This window comes from Meiothermus sp., assembly GCF_025060375.1.
In the GTDB taxonomy this organism is placed as follows: Bacteria; Deinococcota; Deinococci; order Deinococcales; family Thermaceae; genus Meiothermus.
This window is the reverse complement of sequence record NZ_JANXCG010000090.1, coordinates 14,744-34,141: the sequence shown is the minus strand read 5'-3', so window position 1 is coordinate 34,141 and position 19,398 is coordinate 14,744. Positions and strand designations below refer to the sequence as shown.

The window sequence follows — 19,398 nt, the reverse complement described above, 5'->3', positions numbered from 1 at the left end:
CTTCAAAAGCTGTGGGGTGTTGTTGGGGCCTCCTGCGCCCCTTTGGCTTCCCGGACTTTGCCGTTCCGGTTGGCAGGACCAAGGGGCTCCCCTTAGCATCGGGGTGTGAGCGACCAGGTGTCTGCGCTGTGCTTGGAGGCCCGGCCGGTGCCCCGGGTCTGGGGGGGGAGGCTTCTTGCCCAAAGGCTTGGCCTGGCCTCCCCAGAGCCCGTGGGTGAGCTGTGGCTGGCCTACGATAAGAATCCCATCCGCTCGGGGCCAGCAGCGGGCCGGAGCCTGAGCGAGGTTTTGCGGGAGCTGGGGCCTGGTTTTTTGGGGGAGGTGCCCTATGGGCGGTACGGCCTCGAGCTGCCCCTTTTGGTGAAGTTCCTCAACACCGCCGAGTGGCTTTCGGTGCAGGTGCATCCCGACGATGCCTACGCCCACACGGTGGAGGCCGGGAGCGGCTTCCACGGCAAGACCGAGGCCTGGTATGTCCTGGAGGGAGAGGGAGAGGTGGTCTATGGGCTGCGGACACCTTTGGACCGGGAGGACCTGCGCCGGGCGGCGATGGACGGAAGCCTTTGGGGCCTGCTGAACCGGGAGCGGGTAGGCCCTGGGCAGACGATTGGAGTGCCCGCTGGGACCATACACGCCCTGGGTCCTGGGCTGCTGCTCTACGAGGTTCAGCAGCGCTCGGACCTGACCTACCGCCTCTACGACCATGGGCGGCCCCGCGAGCTGCACCTGGAGAAGGCCCTGGACGTGGCCCGTCTGGAGCCCGCCTCCTGCCCCCAGCGAAAGCCCCTCCCCGCCCACCAAAAGGAGGTGCTGCTGGCCTGTGAGGCCTTTGTGCTCGAACGCCACTTTTTGCGAGGGCGCCGAGTCCTCCTGGCCCCTGAGGAGAGTTTTCTCCTCCTGACCCTTACCAGGGGAAGGGCCGAGTGGCCGGGGGGGCCGCTGGGTTGGGGCGACACCCTGGTCCTGGGGGCCCGAAGGGGCCTCGAGCTGGTGGGCGAAGCCGAGTTCCTGGGTGCCTTCGTGCCTTCCCAAGAACGGCTAGCCTGGTACCCTCAGGCGGTCAGGATGTAGCGCTCGGCTTTGCAGCCAGGGCTGAGCGGGGCTTGTTGAAGCGGGGGAGGAAGAAGAGGGCTAGGAGGATGAGGGGGATGGAGACGAGCTGGGTGGCCGTGAAAAGGCCCACCCCGGCCTGCTCGTTCAGGTAGACCTTGAGCCACAGGGGGTTGAGGCGGAAGGTTTCCTCAAAGACCGAGCGCAGCAGGCTGTACCAGAGCACGAACTGCCAGAACACGTAGCCGAAGGCCCGGTTCTGGCGCAGCCAGTGAAGGGAGAGCAGGAGCAGGGCAAGGCCGATGAGAACCCCGTAGAGCTGGGTGAAGTGCACCGGGCCCCGCACCAGGGCTTCAGGGGCGCAGCGCACCACCTCGCTGATGTCTTGGATACCGGGGCAGACCCCGGGGAACCCCCGGGCCCACTCCGGCCAGGTGAACCCGATGGGCCACTGGGTGAGTCTGCCAACCGTGTCCGAGCCGTTCATGATGTTGCCAAGCCGCCCCGCCGCTACCCCGATGGCGATGCCCGGTACGGCAGCGTCCAGGTAGGCCCATATGGGAATCCTGTGGCGGTAGTAGTGGTAGACGAAGGGCACCAGCCCCCCAAGGATGGCCCCGTGGAAGGAGAGCCCTCCTTGCCAGATGTAGAGGGCCGCGATGGGGTTGGCGCTGAACTCGGAGGGGCTGGTGAGCACGTACCCCACCCGGGCCCCCACCACCCCCCAGATAACCGCCCAGAAGGCGATACCCTCAAACCGTTCGGGGTCAAAGCCCCAGCCCCTGAGGAGCCGTTTGGCAACCTCAAAGGCGGCGAAGATGGCCAGCACCAGAAAAACGCCGTACCAGCGGACTTGCAACGATCCGATCTCAACCAGGATGGGGTCCACGTAAGGCCTCCAGTTTTTTCTCCAGGCGCTCCGGGGTGAACTTGCCCTCGAGCAGCACCGCTCTCCCCAGCAGGAGCACCGGTACCCGGAAGGTGTAGAGCTTCCTCAGCTCCGCGTCGGCGTCCACGTCCACCCACCGGTAGGCCAGCCCTCGGGCTTTCAAGAGGGCTTCAGCCTCCTCGCAGAGGTGGCAGCCTTTGCGGCTGATGAGCACCAGCTCCATCGGGACGAGTATACCTTGCCGTCCGTTCGGGGAATGCTGGCTCGGTTTTTAGAAGATCGCCCGGATGACCAGAAGGCCCATCAGGAGGTGGATCAGAAACTTACCCAGGATTCCCCCCAAAAGCCCCAGAACGGCCCCTTTGGTGCCCTTTAGGGCCTCGTCCAGGTTCCGTCCAGCCAGCCTCTCGCCCAGAAAAGCCCCCACCAAAGGCAGCAGCAAAAGCCCCCAGGGCGGCAGCACGAACACCCCGGCGATGCCGCCAATGAAGGCCCCCCACACCCCGTAGCGGCTTCCGCCGTAGCGCCTGGCCCCAATTGCCGCAGCGATGTTGTCCACCAGGGAGGAGAGCAGGGTGAGGACCCCCAGGGCCACCCAGGTGGGCAGGGAAATCTCGGAGAAGCTGGTGAAGAGCTCGTGCAGGAAGGCCGCCCCTAGGATGATGAACCCAGCGGGAACTATGGGGATGAAGGTCGCCAGCAGCGCGGCTACCCAGACCACCACGAAGAGCCAGTCGAGAAAGACCTCCACCGGCCCGAGTGTACCACCCGCGGCCCCCCCTGCTCAGAAGGGGGCCAGCGGTCTCCCGGCCCCAGCACCTCCTGGGGGTTGGCCCCAGTGGCAAAACCCATCCCTGAACCCGGCCCAGGCGGCTAGCTCCCCTCCTTCTCGTTGCGGCCCTCCTCGAGCCGGGCGAATTCGGCCAGGGCAGCCCGGATGCGGCTGTGCAGGCCCCGGTAGCCCTCCACCCGGCTCCCGCTCAGCAGCTCCAGCGCCTCCTCCACCGTCTCCACCGCGTAGATGTGGAACTCTCCCTTTCGCACCGCCTCCAGCACCTCGGCGCGCAGGGTCAGGTTTGGTAGGTTGGCCTTGGGTAGAACAACCCCTTGGGTACCGGTTGTTCCCAGGACCTGGCAGACTCGGAAAAAGCCCTCCACCTTGGCGTTGATGGACCCCACCGCCAGCACCTTTCCCGTCTGGTCCACCGCCCCGGTTACCGCCAGGTCCTGCCGGAGCGGAAAGTTGCCGAGGGCGGAGAGGGCTGCCACCAGTTCAGCAAGCCCCGCCGAGTCGCCGTCTATGGAGACGTAGTTCTGTTCGAAGGCCAGGCTTATGGTGGCGGGCAAGGGCCCCGCATCGGCGTAGCGGCCCCGCAGGTAGCCGGCCAGCGTGAGCACCGCCTTGTGGAATATCTGCCCCCCAAGGCCAGCCTCGCGGTCGATGGAGATTAGGTGGTCGTGGCCTGGAGCGGCGCGGGCAGTGAGTCGGGCCGGCCGGCCCCAGTAGGGGGGAGACTCAACGATCACCAGGCTGTTGACCTCGCCTACCCCCAGGCCTTGGGTCTTCAGGCTCCAAACCCCTTCCTGGACCGCCCTGAGGAACTCCTCCTCGGAGAGGAAAAAACGTTCCTCCCGTGCTGCTACTGCCTTTTCCACTGCCTCAGCGGTGAGGAGCCCCCCGCCCAGCACTGCGGCTTCCTCGGCCAAGGCCCGCAGTTCCACCAACCTAGCGTCCATGCGGTTTTTCTGCTCGGCCATTCGTCGGGCCTCGTCAAAAAGCCGCACCAGGCCACCTTGGGTTAGCCGGAACCCCTGGGCTTGGAGCCATCCCCCTAGGGCGTACATGTTCTCTGGGGTGGCCGCCAGGGTAGGGGAGAACTCCACCCGGATGCGGAAAAGCTCGCCGAAGGCCGGGTCCTCCTCCAGCCACTCAAAGGCCTCAGCGGTGCCCACCAGCATGACCTGCATCTGGATGGGGAAGGGTTCTACCTCGAGGCTTGCCGGGGCCTGGGGCTCGGTTACGGGTTCCACCTGGCCGTTGCGCAAGGCCCGCTTGAAGGCCTCCCAGGTGCCCTCCCGCTTTAGGCTTATGGCGTCCAAGATCAGGTAGCCTCCCTGGGCGCGGTGCACAGCCCCTGGGCGGATCAGGCTCACGTTGGTGCTCCACACCCCCTGCTCCACCACGTGGTCAAGCCGGCCGAAGAGGCGGGGGGCGGTGGCGTAGGGCTCGTAGACGATGGGGGGCGGCGTGCCGCTGCTGGTGGAGGTGAGCAGGTTGGGCCGCCACTGGGCGGGGTCCAGGTTCTCGCCGGTTTCGGCGTAGCGGGCCAGGCGGTTTTTTAGGGCTTCCAGGTAGGCCCGGGCCTGGGGAAAGCGCTGAAACAGGGGTTCAAATCGGTTGTTCAGGTACTGCGAGGCCCACTCCCGACGCAGCCTCCGGAGGGCCACCTCGAGCGCGGCCCGCGCGGCCAGCTGGCCCAGGCTCACCTCCTCCAGCCTCGCGCTGAGGTCGGCGGGGACGGGACCCGGCCCGCTCAGCTCGAGCCGCTCCCCGCTTTCCAAGAGGGCAAACCCCGCGGCTTGGGCCTCCTGCCGCAGTAGGGCGAGCTGGGCCTCTAGTTGTTCGGCAAACTTGGCCTCTAGCCGGTTCTTCTCCCGCAAAAACGAGGCCTGCCGGAACAGCTCGTCCAGATGGCCCACCTCCAGGAGCAGGCTGTCCACCGCCTCAGCCAGCTCAACCTCTTGCCCGCTGGGCAGGGTGAGCACCGCTACCTTCCGCTCCGAGAGGGGTACGTAGAGCAGGTCGGGAGGGGTTTCCACCCGCTGGTTGCTAAGGTAGGCCAGCAGGGCCTCGTGCTTGCCCAGGCCGGCGGGGCCCACCAGGTAGGCGTGGAACCCCCCCTTCACAGCTAGCTCCAGGGCTGCTTTGGCCCGCTCCTGACCGAAAAAGGGAGGGGGGGGAGGAAGGTCCAGCACCTGGTCCTGCTCAGGTAGGGGGGTACGCCACTCCAGGGCCTCGTAGGAAAGCTCCATGGCGGGAAAAGTATACCCGGGCCACCCGGGGCGCCCTTTCGGAGGGAAACCACACCTGCTATCTTGGAGCCAAAGGAGGCAACTTTATCATGGCGATGCGAGTTCTCGGGATGATTCTCGCGGGTGGGCAGGGTTCTAGGCTCTACCCGCTCACAGCCAAACGGGCCAAGCCGGCGGTTCCCTTCGGCGCCCGCTACCGCATCATCGATTTTGTGCTCAACAACTTCCTCAACTCGGGGATTTACGGCATCTACGTGCTTACCCAGTTCAAGGCCCAGTCCCTGACCGAGCACGTGCAGCGCCACTGGCGGTTTGGGGGCTTCTTGGAGGATGCCTTCATCCTGCTGGTACCAGCCCAGATGTACCGCTACGAGGAGCTGGGCCCGGTCTGGTACCGGGGCACCGCCGACGCCATCTACCAGAACCTCCACCTCATCAACAACCACAAGCCTGAAAACGTGGCAATATTCGGCGGCGACCACATCTTCAAGATGAACATTGCCCACATGGTCGAGTACCACAACGACCACAAGGCTGACCTAACCATTGCCGCCTACCCGGTGCCCATTGAGCAGGCCAGCCGCTTCGGGGTGCTGCAGGTGGACGACCAGTGGCGCATGGTGGGCTTTCAGGAGAAGCCCAAAAACCCCACCCCCATCCCGGGCAGGCCCGATATGGCCCTGGTCTCCATGGGCAACTACGTCTTCCGCACCGAGGCCTTGGTGGAAAAGCTCGAGCACGATGCCAAAGACCCCAACTCCTCGCACGACTTTGGCAAGGACGTGATTCCCCGGGCCCTGCAGGAGGGCTACCGCATCCAGGTCTACGACTTCAAGCGCAACCCGATCCCCGGCCAGCAGGGCCCCAACACCTACTGGCGCGATGTGGGCACCATCAGCGCTTACTTTGAGGCCAGCATGGACCTGATCCAGGTAACCCCCGAGTTCGACCTGTTCAACCCCGAGTGGCCCTTGCGGGCGGCCAATTTCAACTCGCCGCCGGCCAAGTTCGTGCACGAGGCCGGGGCCCGCACCGGCCAGGCCTTCAACAGCCTGATCGCGGGGGGGTGTATCATCTCCGGGGGGACCATCCGCGAGTCGGTGGTCTTCCGGCGTTGCCGCATCAACTCCTACGCCCTGGTTGAGCGCAGCGTGCTCTTTGACGAGGTGGAGGTGGGCCGCTACTGCAAGATCAGGAACACCATCGTGGACAAAAACGTCAAGATTCCACCCCATACCGAAATCGGCTACGACCTCGAGGCCGACCGCGCCCGGGGGTTCACTGTGACCCCCGAGGGTATCGTGGTGGTGCCCAAGAGCTACACCTTCTAACCCACCGGGCAGCTGGCTGCCACAGGGCCTATGGACAAGCACCCCGGCAAGGTTTTCTACCGCCTGACCCGCCTTTTCCCGGGCGATGTGCTGCCCATGGGGCGGGCCCCGGCGGCCAAGGTCTACGCCAACCCCTTGGAGTCGGTGGAGCTTTCAGAACCTGTGCGGGAGGGGGGGCCGTCGGTCTGGCGGGTGCTCTCCCGGGTGGCTGCCGCGGCGCCTAGGGTGGGCGCCTCGTTGACCCATGCGGAAATCTCGCAGGTGTTGGCGCCTTTGGCGGTGCGCCGGGAGGGACGGGGCTACCCCTCGGCGGGGGGGGCCTACCCCCTCGAGGTCTACCTGGCGGTACAGCGCCTGCAGGACACCTTCCCAGGCATCTACCACTACGCCGCCAAGCAGCACCAGCTCGAGCAGCTCTCCAGCCAGTTTGAGCTTGCCCGCTGGAGGGCTGCCCTGATGGACATGGAGGCGGTGGAGGCCTCGGCCGCCTTGGTGGTGTTCAGTGCGGTACCCGAGCGCTCCGAGGCGGTCTTTGGCCTTCGGGGCTTTCGCTATGCGCTGCTCGAGGTAGGCTACGCGGTGGGTGAGGTGCTGGTAGCGGCCACCGCCTTGGGGCTGCGGGCCTACCCAGCCGCCACCTTCTACGACGAAGAGGTGCGCAGGCTTCTGGCCTTACCGGAGGGCGAGCACCCGGTGGTGGTGCTCCTGCTGGGCAGATGATGGAGCCCGAAGCGGTCTTTGTGTACGGCACCCTCAAGCAGGGCCAGCGCAACTTTGAGGTGGCCCGGCGGGCGGGCTGGTTGTGCTCGGAAGCCGCCTATGTTGAGGGTTTTCAGCTCTACCACCTGCCCCGGGGGAGCGGCCGGTCCTACGGATACCCGGCGGCGGTCTACGGCGAGGGGCGGGTTTGGGGCGAGGTGCAGTGGTTCGCCGAGCTGGCCCGGGCCCTCTTGCTTCTGGACCGCCTTGAAGATGAGGGGCAGGAGTACCGGCGCGTTGCCGCCTGGGCTCACACCGAAGGGAAGGGGCGGGTGTGGGTCTGGCTCTACGTCTACCCAAGCCTGGCCCGGGTGCAGGAGGCCCAAGGGCGCTGGCTTCCCCAGGGGTTCTGGCCGCCCCACCCTGGATAGCCGCCTTCCACCCCCGAGGCCCCGGGCAACCCGTAGGGCCTCCTTTGGGGACAGAAGGCGCTCAGATGGGCCGCAGGTCTTCCAGGAGCTGCCAACCCACCTCCTTGGGGGTGGCCCGCAGGTAGGGGTCCAGCTCGCGGCTGGCCCATTCGGCCAGGGGTTTGAGCTCCGCGGGCTCCTTTTCGGTGCGCACCAGGAGAGTCACCTGGTAGAACTGCTGGGTCTCAGCGGGTGTGCCGTCCTCAAAGGTGGCGATGGGAGGGGGGACCCTGTCCACCAGGATGTGCACCTCTCCCAGCCGGCGGGGGAGCTGGGTCCTTGGGTCAAAGGCCAGCCCCTTGGGATGCCACAGGTAGCCCTGGAAAAGCCGGATGGCCCTCATCGTTCCTAATTCTGGGGCGGGTCTTAGGGTAGATTGGCCTCTGGCCCCCTTTTTCCTTCTGAGGGCGCGGGAAATGCTCAGCCTACCCGGGCCACCTCCACACCTCCCCGCAGGTACACCCTGTTCAGGCGGCGGGAGAGCCGCACCGCAGGCTCGTAACTGACCGTTCCGGTGAGCTCGGCCCAGCCCCAGAGGCTGCTGGTGGGGTTGTGGTCGGCGGTGGCGACCTCAAAGACCTGGTCCAACCCGACCTCTTCGGGCAAACGCACGGTGATCTGGTCCATGGAGACCCTTCCCACCACTGGGCAGGCTAAGGGTTCGGCACCGCTGGGAGGGTGGTAGCGCACGGTGGCGCGGTTGAAGACCAGCCGGGGTATCCCGTCGGCGTAGCCCACCGGTAGGGTGGCAATCCACTCCTCGCCCTGGGTGGTGTACAGGCCCCCGTAGCCAATCCTTCGGCCGGCGGGGAGCTTTCTCACCTGGGTGGGTTTGGCCAGGAGGCGGGCGATGGGCCGTAGGCCCCAGCCCGGCAGCAGGCCGTAGAGCCCGATTCCAGGGCGCACCGCGCTCAAGCCGCACCCGCCAAAGCCCAGCGTCCCGGCGGTGTTGCAGAGGTGGTAGAAGTAGCCCGGCCCGAAGACCCGCCGCACCTCCATAAAGCGCCCGATCTGCTCCCTGGTCCGGTGCGCGTCCTCCTCGGCGTCGGCGAAGTGGGAGTAGATGCCTTGGATGAGGAGGTTTTCGTAGCGGCCAAACCGCTCCTGCACCAGGTGGGCCTCCTCCACCGGAAAGCCCGACCGACCCAGGCCCGTGTCGAACTCCAGGTGCACTGGGATGGGTTTGCCAAGGGCGTTGAGCGCCTCGGCGCTTTCCAAAGTGGAGATGGAGGGGATGAGCTCGAGCTCAACCACCGCCTGGGCCTGCTCGGGATGTAGGCTGCCCAGGAGCAGGATGCGCCCCACTACCCCTGCCTCCCGCAGCTCCCGGGCCTCCTGGGGGGTGGCCACCGCCAGGCCCCAGGCGCCCAGCCGCAGGAGTTCCTTGCCCACCTCTACCGCGCCGTGTCCGTAGGCGTTGGCCTTGACCACGCCGATTATCTGGGCGCCGCCGGCCCTTTCCTTCAGCAGGTGGAAGTTGTGCGCGAGGACATCGAGGTTGACCTCCAGCCAGGCCGGCCGCATGGAAGACAGTTTAGGCTCGAGCCGCCTGCCCGAGAAGCCGCCCGGCTCAGGGGGCGGGCCGGCAGCTCAACCACTCCTCGGGCAGCAGGCTGTACATGTAGAAGTCCCAGGGCTCTCCGCGAATCCACCGCCAGCGGCGCAGAAGGCCTTCGCGTCTGAAACCCAGTTTTTCCAAGGCCCGCTGCGACCGCAGGTTTTGCGTGTGGGCGATGGCCTGAACACGGCGCAAATCCCAGGGGCCAAACGCAAAGTCCAGAAGCACCACCTTGGCCTCGGTGTTGAGCCCCCGTCCCCAGTAGGGCCGGCCCAGCCAGGTTTCCGTTTCGCCCAGCTTGTTGGGCCAGTCCAGATGCAGCCCGACAACCCCTATGGGCTGGCCCTCGAACTCCACGATGAAAAAGCCCTCCTTGTGGCGGAGGCTCTCCAGATAGGTGTAGGTCGGGTGGGGGTTTTGGGGAGGAGACCAGTAGACCCAAGGCGCGAGCGCCGGGTCGGACATCAGGGCGAAAAGGGGCAGGGTGTCCTCGGGGTGGGGAGGGCGAAGCCGGACGCGGGGGCCGCGGAGTTCCATTTCTTCTAAGCATAGGAAAAGCCCCCTCCCCAGGGGAGGGGGCGGAGGGGCCTGCCGTCAGGGCCGGGCCAGGGTGATGGTGGGCGAGGTCCAGGTCTCCCAATCGGCGGGATTACGCTCGTTGCCGTGGGGTTTCAGAACGCGGATCTGCAGCCGGTACTGCCCGTTGGGCACCGGCTGGAACTCGGCTGGAATGCGCACATTGCTGCCGTAGACGTCCTCCTTCTTGTACTTGCTGATGCGGGTGCCATCCCAGGGAATGGCGAAGAAGCCGTTGGCGCTGGTGTTGCGGATGGTGTACTCGGCGTAGTCGGCTAGGCTGTGCTTGGGGTGGATGGGGGCGCCGGTGGCCGCGTTCAGAATGGCCAGTTCGTAGACCCGGGCGCCGTGCTCGAAGTGGGCCAGGATGACCGGGATGTCGTTGCCCTGAAGGGTGAAGGTGCCCCCCGTGGGCAGGGGGTCATAGCCGGTGCCTGCGGCGTTGGGCCGGGCCAGCAAGGGGAGGCCAAGGCTGGTGGGGGTTAGGATTTGGATGGCCTGGTAGCCGCCCTGCATACCCACGTAGGGCACGTTCATCTTGATTCCCGCGCCCACGGGCTCGAGCAGCACATACCCGCCGTATAGGCCCCTGTTGGGCAGGCCTGGAGGCGGGGTGATGGTCACGGTCAGGGTGGCCTCGCCCCGGGCCGGAACGGTGATCTGGGTGTGGCTGAAGCTCACCGCGGCCACCGCGGTGGTAAAGCTGGGCGCGTAGATGCTTCCCTGGGCCGAGGGACCCGGCAGGTGCACTGGTCGGTAGATGAGGGGTACGTTGCTGCGGTTCTTGAGGACCAGCCGCTCGGTGTGGGGCCCGGCCTTGGCCGCAAAGGAGATGACCGAGGGGGTTACGGTCACCCGGTTCTGCACCGCCGCCACGATGTCAATCATTCCCGCGCCCCCGCGGTAACTGGTCTCGGGAAAGCCGCTGGCGGGGGCCAGGGCAAAGGGCTTGGGCATGGCGGTGTTCTGCAGGTACTTGCGCACCTCGCTGGGGCGCTGATGCCGCCAGAAGGCCGGATTTCCCTCCAACAGCAGGGCCACCGCGCCGGCTACGTGGGGCGCCGACATGGAGGTGCCGCTCAGAATGGCGTAACCGCCCTGCTCCAAGGGCACTGCAGAGCGGATCAGGCCGCCGGGGGCCCCCAGGTCGGGTTTGAGCTCGAGGTCTTGGCTCAGACCCCAGGAGCTGAAGCTGGAGATGAGGTTGCCGGTGGGGTTGGCGACCAAAGTGGTGTCGGGCGTCCAGGTCAGGGTGGTGGGGGCGGTGAGGGCCCGCAGGGCCAGGCCATCCTCCCGGGAGATGCTGATGCCAAAGACACCCCCCACGCCCGCCACGCCGCCCCCGGCGAAGAGGCCCGCAACGTTGTTGTGGATAATGACCCCAACCGCTCCAGCGGCCACCGCCCGTTGGTACTTCTCGTTGAAGGTGCAAGCCCCTCGCTCAATCAGGGCTACCTTGCCTGTTGGGTTGGCCAGGAGGGCATCGGCGTTGCAGGCTCGGCCGATCCAGACCACCTCGGCGCTGGTGCCGCTGGTGGGGGGCGCTTCGGCTCCGCCCAGCACCAGGTAGCCCAGTGGGTTGCCGGTGGCGTTCACGATGGCCTTCTGTGCGTTGACGCTGATGTTGTCAAACGAGGCTACGCTGATGACCCCTTCGGTGGCCGCTGGGTCGCCGGTGGCAAAGAGGCCCAGGTTACCGTTGTTGCCGGCAGAGGCCACCACCACAGTGCCACGCTTGACCATCTTGGTAACGGCCTTGCCCAGCACGGTCCAGCCGAAGGGCGAGCCCAGGCTCATGTTGACCACATCCATGCCGGCCCGCTCAGCTCGCTCGAGGGCGGCCAGGACTACGTCGTCGCTGGTGGAGCCTTCGCAGCCGAACACTTTGTAGGCGCCAAACCTAACCCCAGGGGCCACCCCGGTAATCTGGCTGTCCTTGCCCCCTACAATCCCCGCCACATGGGTGCCGTGGCCGTTGCAGTCGTCGGGGTTGGGGTCCGGGACGGGGGTGGACCTGGCCGGGTTAGAGGCGTCGTAGTCATCGCCCACAAAGTCGTAGCCGTCCACGATGCGGCCCGCGAAAGCTGGGTGCTCTAGGTCAATCCCCGAGTCGATGATGCCCACCTTTATCCCCCGGCCGGTAAGGCCCAGGTCGTTTTGTGCAATGTCGGCTCCCGTCTGGGTGAGGGCGCTGGCCAGGTTGGGATTGGCGGGCTCCCGGGGGGGCAGCTTGAAGGTGCCCACCGGGTAGACTCCCTCCACCCCGGGCAGGGTGTAGAGCATCTTCCGGTTGTTGGCCGGCACCTCCACCGAGAAGCCGTTGAAGAGTTCGCTGTAGGCAAAAAGAATCCTAACCCCAGCGGCCTCGGCAGCCTGCCGGAAGGCGGTGTGCTGCGCCTGAATGCTCTGCAGGCTAACCCCGTCGCTGAGCGCTCCGCCCTCTAGCTCCACGAACCAACGGGTGGGGGTCTCGTCCACCATCTGCCCCCCGCCCTGTCCAGGCAAGCTGGCTATGACCTCTGGGCTGGGCTGGCCGCTTTTGAGGCTGCAGGCCGCCAGCAAGATGAGCAAACCCACCAAAGCCAACCTTTGCATACTGCTCTTTTCTAGCCTCCGATGAGGTGCCTTTCAGCCCAACTTGACCGCGGGCGTCTTCCCTGGCTCCTCCGCTAGATGTGAAGGCACCAAGAATCATAGGTCAGCCTATGGGGCCGCAGGGTTAATGAGGAAAGTTACCCATGCGTTTCTTAGACTCCCATTTCGTTACGAAAAGGGCTTGGGCGGCCGGACCCGCGCCGCAGCCCATCCGCTATGATGGGTCGGTATGGCGAAGGAGAAGGGCATCACCCCTCAGTCGGTGGACTTCAACGAGTGGTACAACGAGGTGGTCCTGAGGGCCGACCTGGTGGACTATGGACCGGTGCGCGGGACGATGGTCATCAGGCCCTACGGCTACGCCATCTGGGAGAATTTGCAGCGTGAGCTGGACCGGCTTTTCAAGGAAACCGGCCACCAAAACGCCTACTTTCCCCTCTTTATCCCCATAAGTTTCCTACAGAAGGAGGCCCAGCACGTAGAGGGCTTTGCCCCCGAGCTGGCCGTGGTGACCCAGGCCGGAGGTGAAGCCTTGGAGGAGCCCCTGGCGGTGCGCCCTACTTCCGAGACCATCATTGGCTACATGTGGGCCAAGTGGATTCGCACCTACCGCGACCTGCCGCAGCTTCTGAACCAGTGGAACAGCGTGGTGCGTTGGGAGCTGCGCACCAAGCCTTTCCTGCGCACCACCGAATTTTTGTGGCAGGAGGGCCATACCGCCCACGCTACTCGGGAAGAGGCCGAGGAGGAGGCGCGGCGTATGGCTGGGATTTACGCCAGGGTGCTGAGGGAGTGGTGTGCCATTCCCGGCTGGGAGGGCCTCAAGACCGAGTCGGAGAAGTTTGCCGGTGCGGTGTATACCTTGAGCTACGAGGCCATGATGCGCGATGGGAAAGCCCTCCAGTCCTGTACCTCCCACTACCTGGGTCAGAACTTTGCCCGGGCCTTTGACATCCAGTTTCAGGACAAGGACCAGCAGAACAAGTATGTTCACACCACCTCCTGGGGCTTCTCTACCCGGGTGATCGGGGCTATCGTAATGACCCACGGCGACGACAGAGGCCTCATCCTGCCGCCTAGGCTGGCCCCCATCCAGGTGGTGGTGGTTCCCATCTACAGGGGCGAGACCCGGGAGCGGGTGCTCTCAGCTGCCGAGGCGCTGGTCCGGGAGCTGAAAGGCAGTGGAATTCGGGTTCACCTTGACGATCGCGACCAGTACAGCCCGGGTTACAAGTTCAACGAGTGGGAACTCAAGGGGGTGCCGCTCCGCCTCGAGCTGGGTCCCCGGGATGTGGAGGAGGGCACGGTGGTGCTGGCCAGTCGCCTGGGGGGCAAGGAGACGTTGAGGCAGGAGGGGTTGGCTGAACGCCTCAAGGAGCGGCTCGAGCAGTTCCAGCAAGACCTTTACCGCCGGGCCTTGGAGTTTCGCGAAGCGCACACCTGGACGGTGGACAGCTACGGGGAGTTCAGGGAGAGGGTTGAGCGAGGCTTTGTGAGGGCTTTTCACTGCGGCGATGCGGATTGCGAGAAGCAGATTAAGACCGAGACCACCGCTACCACCCGCTGCATCCCCTTTGATGAGCCCGAAGCGGAGGGGTTCTGCATCCGCTGTGGCCGGCCCAGCGCCTACGGCAAGCGCGTTTTGTTCGCCAAGGCGTACTGAAGATGGCCCGGGCAGCTAAGGGGAGCAAGGGGCCGCGGAACGACCCGGGTAGCTCGCTGGAGGCCAGGAGGGCGCGGGCCATGAGGGTTTTGGCGGTGATGGAGCGGCTTTATCCCCAGGCCGCCACCGAGCTGGTTCACCGCAACCCCTTTGAACTGCTGGTGGCCACAGTGCTCTCAGCCCAGGCCACCGATGCCTCGGTGAATAAGGCCACCCCGGCCCTCTTCCAGCGCTACCCCGACGCCTTTGCCTTGGCCCAGGCCCGCCCAGAGGAGGTGGAGCCCTACATCAAAACCATCGGCCTGTACCGCTCCAAGGCCAGGAACCTGGTCCGTCTGGCCCAGAGGCTGGTGGAAAAGTACGGTGGGCAGGTCCCAAAGGACAAGGCCAGCCTTCAAGAGTTGCCCGGGGTGGGCTGGAAGACCGCCACGGTGGTGCTGGGGGCGGCCTTTGGGGTGCCGGGGATTGCAGTGGACACCCATCTGACCCGGCTAGCCCGGCGGCTGGGGTTGTCCGAGGCCAGAACGCCAGAGAGAATTGGGGCCGAGCTGGAGCAGCTATTCCCCATGGACAAGTGGGTCTACGTGCACCACGCCCTGATCCTCTTCGGTCGCTACCGCTGCACGGCCCGCAAGCCAAAATGCCAGGAGTGCCCCCTTTATGCCGATTGCCTGAGCCGAGGGGCTTGGTAGCTGGGCTGGGGTGCTCATTCCCAGCGGCGCAGCCGCACGGGTAGGCGCCGCCAGCGGCGGGGCCGGAGCCGGGCCTCCAGGCGGCGCCAGCTGTAGGCCAGGGCCCCTACCAGCCCGGCCCCCAGGGCCAGCACCCAGAAGGTGGCGAGGAGCCAAAGGACCAGGAAAAACCCCACCGACCCCGCTAAGAGCAGGACCAACAGCCCCAGCGGACCCCTGGGGAGATAAAAGCCTCTCATGCCCATAGGGTAGGCCCCCTGGGGATGAGGAGGCTAAGCCTCAGGCTGGGGGTGGAGCCTTCCGCAGACCCACGTCGACTTTGCAGATGTGCTGGGTGAGCCAGCCAGAGAGGGCGGCGTGAAGCCGCTCCAGGGCCTGGGGGTCCACAGTTTTTGGGCTGTGTTTGCGGCTGAAGTCGGTCCAGAAGTCCAGGAACCTTTCGTGGGCCTCTTTGTTCCTCTGAGCTACCGGGCAGCCCCTTAGGGCCATACACAGTTCCTCGTAGGCGAAGTGGGTGTGGACGTAGGCCTCGAGGAAGGCGAATACGTTCTCCACCTCCTCTTGGTCCAGGGGCTGGCTTTGGGCCTCCTCTACCAGCCGCTCGAGCCGGTTGATGTACTCAAACAACTTCTGGTGCTGGCGATCCACGCGGGCCTCACCCACGGCGTACCGCTCGCTCCACTCTATGGGCATACTCCCTCCACGGGCTGGATTTTAGGTGCTGAAGGGTGTGAAGAATGTCCTGGTCCGGTTTTTCAGGAGTGGACTTGACAAGGGCAGATTAATCGCTTAACTTACCGCTTAATCAAAAAGCAGCTACTAAGCCAAGTCGCATGAAGAGGGTTCGCAAAGCCACATTGAAAGACGTAGCGCATCTTGCCGGGGTCTCCACTGTCACAGTCTCTAATGTGATTAACCAACGCCCCAATGTTTCGGAGAAGACCCGGGCTCGAGTCGAACAGGCCATTCGCGAACTCGGCTATACCGCCAACCTGGCGGCCCGCAGCCTGGCTGGAGGACGCACACAAACCGTAGGGATGTTGGTACCCGACCTCACCACTCAGTTTGTGGGGGAAATTGTGCGCGGCACCAGCGATGAGCTGAGGGCGGTGGGGATGGAGATGCTGATTTCCACCGCCTCGGATATTGCCCGTGAGCAGCAGCAGGTGGCTTTTTTGCAAAGTCTGACGGATGGCCTTTTGCTGATTCTGCCCCAAACCCCAGACCGGATGCTCTTGGCGGTGGAGCAAGCGGGGGTTCCAGTGGTGGTAATAGACCACCGGGGTCAGCAAATCCTGTTGCCCTCTGTGGACGTGGATAACTACACAGGGGCCCGCCAGGCCATGGCTCACCTCCTGGAGCTGGGCCACCGGCGGATTGGCTACGTGGCTGGGCCGAAAGGCTTTGGAGCTTCAGCGGCTCGGTTAAAGGGCTATAAGGAGGCCCTGGCAACCGCTGGTCTGCCCTTTGATAAGTCCTTGGTGGTCCAAGGTACCTTTCAGCAGCCCAGCGGTTTTGCGGCGGGTCAACATTTGTTCTCTTTGCCCCAGCCGCCCACCGCAGTCTTTGCTGCCAACGACCTGATGGCCTTTGGCGTGATGGAGGCGGCCAAACAAATGGGCCTGCGCATCCCAGAGGATGTCTCTATCGTTGGATTCGACGACATTCCCCAGGCCAGCCAGGTTTATCCACCCCTTACCACCATCCGCCAGCCGCTCTACCAGATGGGGGTAGCGGCGGCGCGCCTTTTGGTGGCCATGCTGCGTGGGGTCCGACCCCCTACCAGCCGGATCACCCTTTCTACCGAGCTGGTGGTGCGTTCTACCACCGCAAGGGCAAAGGAGGTGATGGCGTAGCCCTGGGCAGGGCTTGGGTGAGGAAGGTCTTTTAGAGAAGGTATTGGGCGCTCAGGCACGTTGGCCGACCATCCGCAGATGGGCAGGTGTTGTTTTGCACCTTGAAGTCTACCGAGGTCCTTTGTGCAAGGAGGTGAACCGTGGGTAAAGTTTGGCTTTTTGTTCTCAGCTTTCTGGCTTTTTTGGGAGGGGCTCAGGCTCAGCCGCTGCCCCGTAAGGAAACGCTGTATGTAGGGGGGTTACAGTGGGGGCCTCCATCAAACTTCAACCCCTTGATGGCTCAAGCTGGGGCGGCTTGGCCGAACACTGCTCCCACTGCCTTTGGCAGCCAGCTTCTTTACGAAACCCTTTTTGTCTACAACATGTTGAGTGGGGCTTTAGAGCCTCAGCTTGCGGCGCGCCTGGAAACCCCTAACCCCACCACTTTTCGCGTTACCCTGCGCAACGGCACCCGCTGGCAGGATGGGAGGCCCCTCACCAGCCGGGATGTGGTCTATACCTTTGAGCTAGCCAAACGCCATTCCGTGGGGTACAGGACCTTTTGGGACTACGTGAGTTCGGTAAGCGCAAGCAGCCCTACGGTGGTAACCATTCAGCTCAACCCCCGCAAGCCGAACCCTGGTTTGGTGCGCCACTATCTGGCCAGTGTAGCCATTTTGCCAGAGCACATTTGGTCGGAGGTGGAGAAGACTGAGCGCTCCATTTTGCAATTTGCTAACCTACGCCCGGTGGGCTCAGGGCCGTACAAGCTCAAGGAGTACAACAACGAGCGTATCGTGTTGGAGCGAGATCCCAACTACTGGGGTCGCTCGGTTTGGGGCTTGCCCGCGCCCCGCTACATTGTACACCCCATCTTCAAGTCCAATGAGGCCGGCAACCTGGCGCTGGAGCAAGGCCAGCTTGACCTTTCACAGCAGTTTGTACCTGAGATTTGGAAGATGTGGCAGCAAAAGCGTCTGCCGGTTTCCACATGGCTCAAACAGCCCCCTTATCATCTCCCTGGTCATCTTCCCATCATCTTCATAAACGTTAACAAAAAAGGGCTTGACAACCCCTTGGTGCGCCGGGCCATTGCCTATGCTATCAACTATCCCCTTATTGCCCAGACCGCAATGTCCAACTACTCGGTGCCAGTGAACTCGAGCCTTATCTTGCCCGAGGGCAGTGAGAAAAAGTTCTTTGATGCCGAGCGGGTTCGGCAGAACGGCTGGAGCTTTAACCCCAGAAGGGCAGTGGAAATTTTGGAGAAGGAGCTTGGAGCGAAGAAGGGCTCAGATGGTATTTATGTGCTCCCTGACGGCACCCGGCTTGGTCCTTGGAAAGTGCAATGTCCCTTTGGATGGACCGATTGGAACCAGGCTTTGGAGATCGTAGCATCCAATGTTCGCGCAGTGGGGATTGACCTTCGTACCGAGTTTCCGGAATATCCGGTGGCCAACCAGAATATGGCCAATGGCACTTTTGACCTAGGGCTTTGGTTCGTGAGTGGGGTAGGACCAGCCAGCCCGTGGCAGCGCTTCCGTGATGTGCTGGACGGACGGGACGTGCCTCCAGTGGGACAAACTGCTTTCTGGGGCTACAACCGCTACAACAACCCTAAGGTAGGGGAACTTTTGGACAAGGCCGCTGCTACCACCAACGAAGCAGAGCTTAAGCAGCTTTATGGCGAGCTGGACAAGATCTTCATGGCCGACGTGCCGGTCATTCCACTGATGTATCGGCCGCTCGAGTTCTTCCAATACAACGAAACGGTTTGGACCGGTTTCCCCAATGCCAACAATCCCTACGCACCGCCCATGCACAGCGGGGCCGGTGTGCGGATTCTTTACAAAATAAAGAACCGCTGAATTAGGTAGGGATGCGCTAGGTGAGGCATTTTTGTTGGGGGTGCCCTAAACCCGATAAGGTCTGGGGCACCTCCAAAAAAGGAGGTGAAGGATAAACCCGTTTTTGCGCTACGCCTTGAGCAAGGCCGCCTGGTACTTCATGGCTTTTCTGGCTGCGGTGGTGCTTAACTACTTCCTGCCGCGATTGATACCAGGGAATCCGGTGGACACCATTGTGGCCCGCATGGCCCAAGGGGGTGGGAGTGAAGGGGAGGCCCGTCAGCAGATGTACCAAACCTTTCTGAGGGAATTTGGCTTGGACCGCCCTCCCTTGGAGCAGTTCCTAAACTACCTGGGCAATCTCTTGCAGGGAGACTTGGGGACCTCCTTTGGCAACTATCCCGCTAAGGTAGCCGACCTGATTGCGGCCTCATTACCCTGGACAGTGGCCTTGCAGCTCCCAGCCATTCTGCTGGGCTGGATTTTGGGCAATTGGTTAGGAGTTCTGGCCGCTTATCGAGGAGGCTGGGTGGACCGTTGGGCCTTTTTGGGTTTTTTGACCCTTTCAAATATTCCCTACTATTGCTTGGCCATTCTGCTTCTTTATGCCTTTTCGGTAGCCCTGCCGCTTTTCCCTTCCTTTGGTGGTTATGCTCCCGGCACCACTCCTCACCTAAGTTTGGACTTTATCCTCAATGTCTTACACCACTACACGCTGCCCTTTTTGTCCTTGGTGTTGGTCCTGATTGGGGGACAGGCGGTGGGGATGCGTTCCATGGCCATCTATGAGCTTAGCGCTGATTATGTTCATTACCTCCGTAGCTTAGGCGTAAGTGACCGTCGGATTGTTTGGAGTATTTTTCGCAACGCTATGCTGCCACAGGTCACCGGACTAGCCCTAGCCATTGGTTCGTTGGTGGGCGGTGCACTGTTGACCGAGGTGGTCTTTTCCTACCCTGGCATTGGAAGCCTTCTTTTTACCGCTATCCGTCAAAACGATTACCCCCTCATCCAAGGAATCACCCTCTTGGTCACGGTGGCCGTTCTGGCAGCGAATTTCATCATAGACCTAACCTATGGCCTGATTGATCCCCGAATCCGCTCGGCGCAGGTAGGTGAGCGATGAATTCACTTTTGGCTCAGCTTTTATCCAAGGGGCG

19 protein-coding genes are annotated in these 19,398 nt (G+C 63.7%); 9 read left to right on the top strand and 10 right to left on the bottom strand.

Annotated elements, in window-relative coordinates; genetic code table 11:
* The first annotated feature begins 105 nt into the window (after positions 1-105).
* Complete coding sequence (locus NZ849_RS10850) at positions 106-1,071, top strand: type I phosphomannose isomerase catalytic subunit (protein ID WP_295407213.1); 966 nt, start codon at positions 106-108, stop codon at positions 1,069-1,071.
* On the opposite strand, the gene lgt is transcribed toward NZ849_RS10850, so the two are convergent.
* The 4 genes from lgt to NZ849_RS10830 all read right to left on the bottom strand — a co-directional run bounded on the left by lgt (position 1,061) and on the right by NZ849_RS10830 (position 4,972).
* Positions 1,061-1,927: a prolipoprotein diacylglyceryl transferase gene (gene lgt / locus NZ849_RS10845; protein ID WP_295407280.1), complete on the bottom strand. Its 867-nt coding sequence runs from the start codon at positions 1,925-1,927 to the stop codon at positions 1,061-1,063. The two genes, NZ849_RS10850 and lgt, sit on opposite strands and share 11 nt — an antisense overlap.
* A complete protein-coding gene (locus NZ849_RS10840; protein ID WP_295407210.1) occupies positions 1,920-2,162 on the bottom strand; it encodes a glutaredoxin family protein in 243 nt (80 codons plus the stop codon). Before NZ849_RS10840 ends, lgt begins: the two co-directional genes overlap by 8 nt.
* A 48-nt stretch (positions 2,163-2,210) precedes the next feature.
* A complete protein-coding gene (locus NZ849_RS10835; RefSeq protein ID WP_295407208.1) occupies positions 2,211-2,690 on the bottom strand; it encodes a DUF456 domain-containing protein in 480 nt (159 codons plus the stop codon).
* A gap of 122 nt (positions 2,691-2,812) precedes the next feature.
* Entirely contained in the window at positions 2,813-4,972 is a 2,160-nt protein-coding gene (locus NZ849_RS10830) for an AAA family ATPase (RefSeq protein WP_295407205.1), read from the bottom strand.
* Between the two features lie 86 nt (positions 4,973-5,058).
* Here NZ849_RS10830 and glgC point away from each other — a divergent pair, with 86 nt between their 5' ends.
* The 3 genes from glgC to NZ849_RS10815 are packed head-to-tail and all read left to right on the top strand — an operon-like array spanning position 5,059 to position 7,433.
* Positions 5,059-6,303 carry a glucose-1-phosphate adenylyltransferase gene (glgC, locus tag NZ849_RS10825; RefSeq protein ID WP_295407276.1) on the top strand — a complete coding sequence of 415 codons (1,245 nt, stop codon included), beginning with the start codon at positions 5,059-5,061 and terminating at the stop codon, positions 6,301-6,303.
* Between the two features lie 30 nt (positions 6,304-6,333).
* Positions 6,334-7,023, top strand: coding sequence for a SagB/ThcOx family dehydrogenase (locus NZ849_RS10820; protein ID WP_295407202.1), 690 nt, complete (start codon positions 6,334-6,336; stop codon positions 7,021-7,023).
* A complete protein-coding gene (locus NZ849_RS10815; protein WP_295407199.1) occupies positions 7,020-7,433 on the top strand; it encodes a gamma-glutamylcyclotransferase family protein in 414 nt (137 codons plus the stop codon). The genes NZ849_RS10820 and NZ849_RS10815 overlap by 4 nt, the downstream gene beginning before the upstream one ends.
* Before the next feature lie 61 nt (positions 7,434-7,494).
* Here NZ849_RS10815 and NZ849_RS10810 read toward each other — a convergent pair whose 3' ends face one another.
* The 4 genes from NZ849_RS10810 to NZ849_RS10795 form a co-directional block, all read right to left on the bottom strand.
* Positions 7,495-7,815 (bottom strand): DUF3208 domain-containing protein, encoded by a 321-nt coding sequence (locus NZ849_RS10810; protein ID WP_295407196.1) that lies wholly within the window; start codon positions 7,813-7,815, stop codon positions 7,495-7,497.
* 77 nt (positions 7,816-7,892) lie between these two features.
* The gene (alr, locus tag NZ849_RS10805; RefSeq protein WP_295407195.1) at positions 7,893-8,996 is read right to left on the bottom strand and encodes an alanine racemase; all 1,104 of its coding nucleotides are present in this window, start codon (positions 8,994-8,996) and stop codon (positions 7,893-7,895) included.
* A 46-nt stretch (positions 8,997-9,042) separates the two neighbouring features.
* Complete coding sequence (locus NZ849_RS10800; protein WP_295407192.1) at positions 9,043-9,567, bottom strand: GNAT family protein; 525 nt, start codon at positions 9,565-9,567, stop codon at positions 9,043-9,045.
* A 57-nt stretch (positions 9,568-9,624) separates the two neighbouring features.
* On the bottom strand, positions 9,625-12,201 hold the full coding sequence (locus NZ849_RS10795; RefSeq protein ID WP_295407188.1) for a S8 family serine peptidase: 2,577 nt from the start codon (positions 12,199-12,201) through the stop codon (positions 9,625-9,627).
* Between the two features lie 229 nt (positions 12,202-12,430).
* Between NZ849_RS10795 and proS the strand changes: the two genes are divergently transcribed.
* Together proS and nth are read left to right on the top strand one after the other, a co-directional pair.
* Positions 12,431-13,864 carry a proline--tRNA ligase gene (gene proS / locus NZ849_RS10790; protein ID WP_295407185.1) on the top strand — a complete coding sequence of 478 codons (1,434 nt, stop codon included), beginning with the start codon at positions 12,431-12,433 and terminating at the stop codon, positions 13,862-13,864.
* An 80-nt stretch (positions 13,865-13,944) separates the two neighbouring features.
* On the top strand, positions 13,945-14,556 hold the full coding sequence (nth, locus tag NZ849_RS10785; RefSeq protein ID WP_295407182.1) for an endonuclease III: 612 nt from the start codon (positions 13,945-13,947) through the stop codon (positions 14,554-14,556).
* A gap of 14 nt (positions 14,557-14,570) precedes the next feature.
* Here the strand turns inward: nth and NZ849_RS10780 are convergent, their stop codons facing one another.
* Complete coding sequence (locus NZ849_RS10780) at positions 14,571-14,795, bottom strand: hypothetical protein (protein WP_295407179.1); 225 nt, start codon at positions 14,793-14,795, stop codon at positions 14,571-14,573.
* Between the two features lie 40 nt (positions 14,796-14,835).
* Entirely contained in the window at positions 14,836-15,249 is a 414-nt protein-coding gene (locus NZ849_RS10775; RefSeq protein ID WP_295407177.1) for a bacteriohemerythrin, read from the bottom strand.
* A 140-nt stretch (positions 15,250-15,389) separates the two neighbouring features.
* Here NZ849_RS10775 and NZ849_RS10770 point away from each other — a divergent pair, with 140 nt between their 5' ends.
* From NZ849_RS10770 to NZ849_RS10760, 3 genes are all read left to right on the top strand, one after another.
* Positions 15,390-16,412: a LacI family DNA-binding transcriptional regulator gene (locus NZ849_RS10770; protein ID WP_295407174.1), complete on the top strand. Its 1,023-nt coding sequence runs from the start codon at positions 15,390-15,392 to the stop codon at positions 16,410-16,412.
* 275 nt (positions 16,413-16,687) lie between these two features.
* Positions 16,688-18,259 (top strand): ABC transporter substrate-binding protein, encoded by a 1,572-nt coding sequence (locus NZ849_RS10765; protein WP_295407171.1) that lies wholly within the window; start codon positions 16,688-16,690, stop codon positions 18,257-18,259.
* 103 nt (positions 18,260-18,362) lie between these two features.
* Entirely contained in the window at positions 18,363-19,364 is a 1,002-nt protein-coding gene (locus NZ849_RS10760; RefSeq protein ID WP_295407168.1) for an ABC transporter permease, read from the top strand.
* The last annotated feature ends 34 nt before the right edge of the window (positions 19,365-19,398 follow it).